Origin of the sequence: Frigoribacterium sp. CFBP9029, from assembly GCF_034045305.1 — a bacterium.
GTDB lineage: Bacteria > Actinomycetota > Actinomycetes > Actinomycetales > Microbacteriaceae > Frigoribacterium.
On sequence record NZ_JAXCWB010000013.1, the window covers coordinates 38733 to 46212 of the forward strand.

Annotated in this window: 6 protein-coding genes; 3 read left to right on the top strand and 3 right to left on the bottom strand. The window is 65.3% G+C overall.

Features of this window, described 5'->3' with window-relative positions; genetic code table 11:
* Positions 1-64 precede the first annotated feature (64 nt).
* Genes SOM11_RS13800 through SOM11_RS13810 form a run of 3 tightly spaced genes read left to right on the top strand, consistent with a single transcriptional unit; the run spans position 65 to position 4298 of the window.
* A complete protein-coding gene (locus SOM11_RS13800) occupies positions 65-1072 on the top strand; it encodes a nucleotidyltransferase (RefSeq protein ID WP_320478390.1) in 1008 nt (335 codons plus the stop codon).
* Positions 1069-2529, top strand: coding sequence for a ThiF family adenylyltransferase (locus tag SOM11_RS13805; RefSeq protein ID WP_320478391.1), 1461 nt, complete (start codon positions 1069-1071; stop codon positions 2527-2529). Before SOM11_RS13800 ends, SOM11_RS13805 begins: the two co-directional genes overlap by 4 nt.
* Positions 2526-4298: an SAVED domain-containing protein gene (locus tag SOM11_RS13810; RefSeq protein ID WP_320478392.1), complete on the top strand. Its 1773-nt coding sequence runs from the start codon at positions 2526-2528 to the stop codon at positions 4296-4298. Before SOM11_RS13805 ends, SOM11_RS13810 begins: the two co-directional genes overlap by 4 nt.
* A gap of 172 nt (positions 4299-4470) precedes the next feature.
* Here SOM11_RS13810 and SOM11_RS13815 read toward each other — a convergent pair whose 3' ends face one another.
* The 3 genes from SOM11_RS13815 to SOM11_RS13825 form a co-directional block, all read right to left on the bottom strand.
* Entirely contained in the window at positions 4471-5907 is a 1437-nt protein-coding gene (locus tag SOM11_RS13815) for a HAMP domain-containing sensor histidine kinase (RefSeq protein WP_320478393.1), read from the bottom strand.
* A complete protein-coding gene (locus SOM11_RS13820; protein WP_192059331.1) occupies positions 5897-6580 on the bottom strand; it encodes a response regulator transcription factor in 684 nt (227 codons plus the stop codon). The genes SOM11_RS13815 and SOM11_RS13820 overlap by 11 nt, the downstream gene beginning before the upstream one ends.
* Before the next feature lie 74 nt (positions 6581-6654).
* On the bottom strand, positions 6655-7170 hold the full coding sequence (locus SOM11_RS13825; RefSeq protein WP_320478394.1) for an SgcJ/EcaC family oxidoreductase: 516 nt from the start codon (positions 7168-7170) through the stop codon (positions 6655-6657).
* Positions 7171-7480 lie beyond the last annotated feature (310 nt).

Consider the following 7480-nt stretch of genomic DNA (forward strand, 5'->3'; position numbering starts at 1 on the left):
TCTCAATGTCGGACCCCCTTCGTAGACTCATAAGACCAACCCGATTGAGAGCGGAGTGCAACAGATGGCCCATCTGAAACAGCAGTTCAAGGATGCGTTGAGCTCCATCGAGCCCGGCGACGACAAAGCCAATGCGCCAGAGGCGCATCGTCGGGTCCGTGATGCCCTCGCGGCTGATGTGAAGCTCGCAGAGTATGGGGTTAACCCGGTGCTGATAGGTTCCTACAAGCGAAGCGTGTCCATCAAGCGCGTGAAAGACGTTGACGTGTTCGTCCGTCTCCCTGATCTCCCGAACGACGTGACGTCAAAGGAGATTCTTGATCGGTTCTTCACCGTCCTCCATGGTGAGTTCGGGCGTGATGACGACGGACACCAACGGACCAAGCGACAGGATCGAAGTCTGCAGGTCTCATTCCCTGACTACGACCTCTACGTCGACGCCGTTCCGGCCCGCCCGCATTGGGACGGCGAGACTTGGGAGATCCCGCAGAAGGGCGACGACAACCAGTGGGTGCGCACCAACCCGGAAATGTTGACTTCGTTGTCGACTGAGATGAACACCGAACACGACGGTTTCTACGTCCCGACAGTGAAGCTGCTCCGCCAGACCCGGCGCGCGCTTCTCGGGAAGAAGAAGCCGGGGGGCTTTTTCTTTGAGGTCGCGGCGTACCAGGCCTTCGCCACGGGTCTCGTGACAGGAAGCGATCACGCGGAGTATTACGCCTCGGCGCTCGATGAGGTGAGCAAGATCATCGAGGACTTCGTCACCTATGGCACTGCAGTCAGCGACCCCACGCTCCCCGGCCAATCCATCGGCATCCGCGCGACCGATGATGAGCTCGAGGCAGCTCGGACTCGATTCCTTGACGCCGCCGTTGACGCACAGGATGCGCTCGATGAGGAGGACGAGGGCAAAGCTGCGCTGGTGTTCCAGAGGCTGCTTGGCAAGAACGGCGATGACGAAACCGTCTTCCCAATGCCGAGGGGCTTCAACGACGACGGATCGAAGCGAGAGTTCGCGATCTCCGCAGGTGAGCGGGTAGTGCCCGCCGGTGCAAGGACCTTTGGATGACGACAGCCGAGTATGACGACTACATCGCATACTGTCGTCAGCATTTCGAGGAAGGCCTAATTCGCGTGGGCTTCCGCGAGAGCGACACCGGGTGGCGAGGCATGATTGCACATGCGGATGGGTCGACGGAGGTCATGATCTCGTTCGGGGTTCGCTTTCCGTTTCGGCCGCCGCGCGTCGTTCCCGTCGACCCGGACAGCGTCGAATGGTCATGGCATCGGGAGCTGGATGGCGCACTCTGCTTGGTGGCTGAAGACGACCATGACGACCTGTGGTGGACGGAAGCGTCAGCTTTTCTCGCGCATGTGACTGCTTGGTTTGAGCAGGCGCGTGCGGGGTGGCCCGATGATCGGCCGGATTTAGATCTCGAGCGATACTTCCAGTTCTCCGATGACAAGCGCTTGTATCTCTACGACGATCTCACCGGCTACCCCAATGGGTTCGTGCGCTTTCGCCCGAGTGGCAACAACACCATGCGGATCGGGAGCGGCACACGCCCGCCGAAGACGTCCAGGCACGGCAAGGACCGGTTTGGCTATGTCGCCGATCTCGGCGACATAGACGTTCCGCCGAAATCTTGGCAAGACGTCACTGCCCGCATTGCCCCTAACGTGGATCTCGACCGCCGCATCCGTAACCACTTCGTCGAAATCGTCGTGCTCATCTACCGCCGCGGCACCCATGACGGCACGATTGTCCTCGAGGTATGGCCGACTAAGGACGGGAAAATTGCGGTTCGGTGCCTCCGCGCGACCGCAGACACTATCGCCGCCAAAACGGCCCGCGCAGGTCTTGTTGCGCCTCTGCTTCACGAAGCGCGGGTCGCGATCGTCGGCGTCGGCGCCCTTGGCTCTTTTACCGTAGACATGCTCGTGCGTGCCGGCATCCGACGCATAACACTCATTGACGACGACATTGTCATGCCCGGCAACCTTATTCGCCACCTTGTAGGACCTGAGATGGTGGGGCTTCCAAAAGTCGTGGCGGTCAAACGGTACTTGGTCTCCCGGCATGAGATCGCCGCGGAGAACATCAATGAACTCGACAAAGCTGTTTCGTCGGGCGACGTCGCTATGGAACTTCTGACGAGTCATGATCTCGTCGTGGATACAAGCGCGGACTTCGCCACCACCGCGCTTCTGCATGTCGCGGCCAGGTCCGCGCGGAAGCGAATCGTGTCCGCCTCGATTCAGAACGAAGGCACCACCTACCGCGTCGACATACTCCCTCCTTTTAAGGGCGCCAACGCATTGCCTGTCTCGAGCGTCGTCGATCAGCAGCCGCCTCGAATGTTCGAAGCCGGGTGCGGCAGCCCGATCTCGCCGACGCCACCCCACGTCGCGGTCGAGGCAGCATCCGTGACCGTCCGTCACGTCATCGGTCTTCTTATCGAGCGCCCCGTTCACCCCTCAGGGGAAGTGCGAAACCTCGATGACCCAGCAAGGATCCCCCAATGACTCACGCCTCTTCGATTATCGACGTAAGTGCTAACGCCGACGAAACAATCGCATCCCAAACAGCGAAACGATTGCCTCTCGAAACCGGCGGCATCCTCCTCGGGTACCACGATGCAGACAAGGTAGTGGTCACTCACGCGATCGTAGTTGAGAGTGATGTTGCGACGAGGGACCGATATGTCCGTGACGACGTTCGAGCGAACAAGCTCCTCGCAGAATTCCTCTCGGATAGAGCAGAGGATGACCCAATTGGCTACGTCGGTGAATGGCACAGCCATCCCACGCCGTCTGGCCCGAGCACAATCGACCGCAACGCAATGCGCGCCGCTGCCAAGGCCGCGGGCCGGCCTGTCGCGCTCCTCGTCTTCACGCCCGGCCACGCTGGTGCGTACCTCGGCCTGATCGCGCGACGTCAGAGGCTCGGCCGAGCCGTCACTCGTGATGCGGACGTGACCCTTCCCGCATCACGATTTAGTTCCCTCGGCCCCCTTCCTGATGGCGCAGTTCGCGGTAAAGGGCCGGTATTCATCTCGTACCGCCAGATCGACGGGACTGAGCCAGCGGAGTCGTTGGAAAACCTACTCAGGGCCGCGGGCCTCGTCGTTTGGAGAGACCGCGTCGACCTCCGTCCAGGCACGACCACCGACCGACTCGAGCAGGCGCTCACCGAAGGGCTTTCAGCAGGGGTGCTCGTTGTGACTCCGGACATCGTCAACAGCGAGATCGTGCGCGAACGCGAACTTCCCCGGCTGCTCCAGCTTGACGAAGATCCCGCATTCAGCCTGTGCATAGCCAATAAGGTTGCACGAGAGGACAGCGAGTCGAAATGCGACTACGACGCGCCCGACCGCCTGCTGCGAATTGCACCAGCACGAAGTCTCGCCGACAAGAAACAGGCCAACTTGCTTGACCCGTCCGGCGAGCTCGAAATCGTTCGCGACCTCCTCATGCACCGCATACAGCAACGCCGACCTGAGATCCGCGCAGAGGGTCGGGACTTCTCCATTCGAGTCCAAAGCCGCCCCGCCCCATTCGCGGTAGACGACGACGACGACGACCTTCACATGCGGATCAAGGAGGCCACCAAAGGTAGGCTCCCGTCACCCGATGGCCTCGAACTTCTTAAAAGGACGCTCCCGCTCACGGGTGATGCAGTATTCGCGGCAGGGGCGAAGCGCGTGCGGATCTCCGGCGGCGGACATCTTTCGATCGGACTTGCGCTCGGCGCGGCATTGCCTGCAACCAAGATCGGCGACGTTGTGGTTCTCGATGTGCAGGACAACGCCTGGGAGTCCACACCGTCGAGCAACGATCCGGGCGTCACAGAACTCGACGTGAAGGCGCTCCCCACCGAGGTCATCGAGGCGAGCAATGCCACGAAGAGAGTCGCGGTCTTTGTGACACTTACCGCTGATCCAGACCTCTCTTCGTTCCAGCGCCTGATACGCGAATCCGCGAAAGTCTACGCCGCCGCAGAGATCATCTCCGTCGCGAATAAGAATCGGATTGATCCACGGGAAGCGGGCCGCCTAGGCCAGGCCATTGCCCAGCAGATTAAACGACTAGCCGCGGATCACGGGCGAGCAGAAGTGCATCTCGCCTTCCACGGCCCTTTCCCTATGTCCGTGCTTATCGGGCGGTATCTCAATACACTCCGGATCCTCGCCTACGAATGGGATGGCGACACGACCAACGGCACCCGCTACCGTCCGGCAGTCGCCATCGAGCCCGGCGTAACCGGTGGTCCGATCACCGAGGTACTCCTGTAGCGACGCGAGCAACACGAACGAACTCGTCGCTCAGCAGATGGCCTATGGACCAGTTCAAGCACGGAATCCGTGCATAGAAAGACTCCATATTCGGCCGCAACCCGTAACGGGATCACCCTTTTGCGGCGGCGAGCTGGCGTGGCCGACGCGACTCGTGCGTGGCTCTCCCCGCTCACCGCGCACGCGACCGGAGCGGCGGGCGCCCGGTCGGACCCTGGTGCGCCTCCTGCAGGTCCGACCCGCCGCCCCTCAGGAGGAGCCCGGCGGTGAGCCCGCCACCCCGGGCGTCGGTCAGGCCGATCGACCCGCCGTCGTGCTCGACCAGCTCGCGGGCGATCGCGAGCCCGAGACCCGAGCCGCCCGGTGCCGTGCTCCAGAACCGGTCGAAGGCCCGGGCGCGGTCGTCCGCCGTCATGCCGCCGCCCTGGTCGCTCACCTCGACGACGACCCCGTCCGACGTCGGCGCCGCCCGGAGCGTCACCGTCGCACCCGCCGGACTCGCCCGCACCGCGTTGTCGATCAGGTTGTCGAGCGCCTGCTCCAGATGCCCCGGGGTCGCGAGCACCGGCAGCTCGCCAGCCGGCAGATCGACGACGATCGCCACCCCGACGTCCTCCGCCGCCGACGACCAGATGTCCGCCCGCTCGTCGAGCACACCGCGGATGTCGACCCGCATCGGCGTGGCCGTCGACGCCTGACTCCGCGCCAGCTCGAGCAGGTCGGAGACGAGACGGCTGAGACGACCTGACTCGCTGAGGGCTCGATCGACGGCCGCCTTGTCGCCCGGGTCGTCGAGACGGTCGTGGAGGTTCTCGAGACCCAGGCGCAGAGCGGTGAGCGGCGTCCGCAGCTGATGCGACGCGTCGGCGGTGAAGGCGCGCTGCGCGGTGAGCAGCACCTCGATGCGCCGCGTGCCGTCGTTCAACGTGCTCGCCAGACGCCGCACCTCGGAGGTGCTCATCTCGTCGAGATCCACCCGGGCGCTCACGTCGCCGCGCGAGATGCGATCGGCCATGGCGTCGAGCAGCCTGAGCGGCCGCAGCAGCGACGTCGCGACGACGGCGCTCGCGATCACCGACAGGACGAGCACGATCACGCCGGCCCCGAGTCGGAAGAGCCACACGCCCTGCACCTGCGCGTCGACCGGCGCGGACGGCACGGTGACCCGCACCGCGCCGTCCACCCATCCGTCGTCGGTCACCGCGGGGACGGTCACCTGCAGACCGCGCTCGCCGAGCACGGAGTCGTCGAGCGATCGCACGCTCTCCTCGCCCGACAGGGCCGCGTCGAAATCGTCGTCGTCGACCCCCGCGACCTCGCGACCGAGGGCGGGTCGCCGATCGACGCCGATCAGCTCGACGCGACCGTCGGTCTGATCCTCCATCTCGTCGCGCAGCCGGACGAGTGCGAGCCGGGCGCCGCGGGCCGTCGCGTCGTCCGCCTCCGTCGCCGTCGAGAGGAGGACCGCGATCGTGCGCGCCTCCCTCAGGGCCACCTCGCGCTGTCCATCGCGCAGCAGGTCGTTCAGCTGGATGCCGACCGGCACCGTGAACGTGACGAGCGCGAGTCCGACGATCACCAGGTACGAGGCGATGAGCCTACGACGCATCGGCGTGCTCCACCCGGAACCCCACCCCGCGCACGGTCGTGATCGCGACCGCCGCGCCGAGCTTCTGCCGCAGCGCCGACACGTGGACGTCGAGCGTGCGGGTGGACCCGAACCAGTGGGTGTCCCAGACCTCGTCGATCAGCGCCTCCCGGGTGACGACCGATCCGACCCGGCGGGCCAGGGCGACGAGCAGATCGAACTCCTTCGGGGCGAGTGCGATCTCGGCGTCGCCCTGCGTGACGCGGCGGGCCGCGACGTCGATGGTGACCGTGCCGAGCCGGACGGGAGGAGGCGCGGGCTCCGTTCCCTCGCCCGTCGCGTCGGTCGCGTGCCGGCGGGTCACCGCGCGGATCCGCGCGACGATCTCGCGGACCCCGAACGGCTTCGCGACGTAGTCGTCGGCCCCGACCTCGAGCCCCGCGACCGTGTCGACCTCGTCGCCGCGGGCGGTGACGACGATGATCGGCACGTTCGACCGGGCACGCAGACGGCGGCACACGTCGAGGCCGTCCATGTCGGGCAGACCGAGGTCGAGGAGGACCACGCCGGGAGCGTCGGCGGCCAGCGCCTCCCGCCCGGTCGTCACCCAGTCGACCTCGTAGCCGTAGCGCGCGAGGCCTTCGCGCAAGGACCCGGCGATCGCGGGGTCGTCTTCGACGAGGAGAACGTGCACACCGGATCGTCTCAGTCGCGGCTGGACAGGAAACGAACGGACGCCGGAGGTGCGCCGAGGGTCGACACGATGGCCTACTGCTTCACCGGCTCCTTCGAGGAGTGGTGCTCGACGATCTTCCACTCGCCGTCGGTCTCGGCGTACACGAAGGTGAACCGCGCGGGCACGACGTCACCGGTCGCCCCCATCGTGAACGTGTAGAGACCGGAGTGCGAGACGTACCCGTCGCCCAGGTCGCGGACGACGCCCTCGGTGATCTCACCCGACGGCTCGTCGAGCAGGAAGCCCTCGAAGTACTCGAGCCGCTCCTCCTCGGTGTCGTGGATGCCGGGCGAGACGGTCGGCAGCAGGACCGCGTCGTCGGCGTAGTGCTCGGCGACCTGCTCGGGGTCGCCCGTGGCGAGCGAGGCGTTCCAGTCGTCGAACAGGGCCTGCACCTCGGCGTCGGTCGGAGCGGCGGCCGGCGAGGGGGCGTCGGAGGCGGCGTCCGAGGCGGCGTCGGCCGTCGCGGCCGTGCAGCCCGTGATGCCGAGAAGGGCCACGGCGGAGAGGGCGACGGCGGGGACGGTGAAACGGCTTCGGCGGGTCATATGCGGATTCCTTCGCGTGAGGGCCGGGGGTCCGGCCGGTGATCTGCTGTGGGATCAGCCTCGCGAGACACGCGTCAGCAGCCCGTCAGGAGAACGTCAACGCCCGGCCAGCATCGTGTCGGACGGCCGGGGGCCGCGCCCGCGATCATCCCGCTCGGGCCTCCCTTCATCACGGAAAGGTAACGAACCAGATCGGTTCCAATCGTTTATCGGGAGGGTGGCGAATCCTTTTCATCCCCACCGGGAATCACAGAAAAGGACCTGATCATGAATGCTTTCTCCCGTAAGAAGATCACCAAGGTCGGACTCG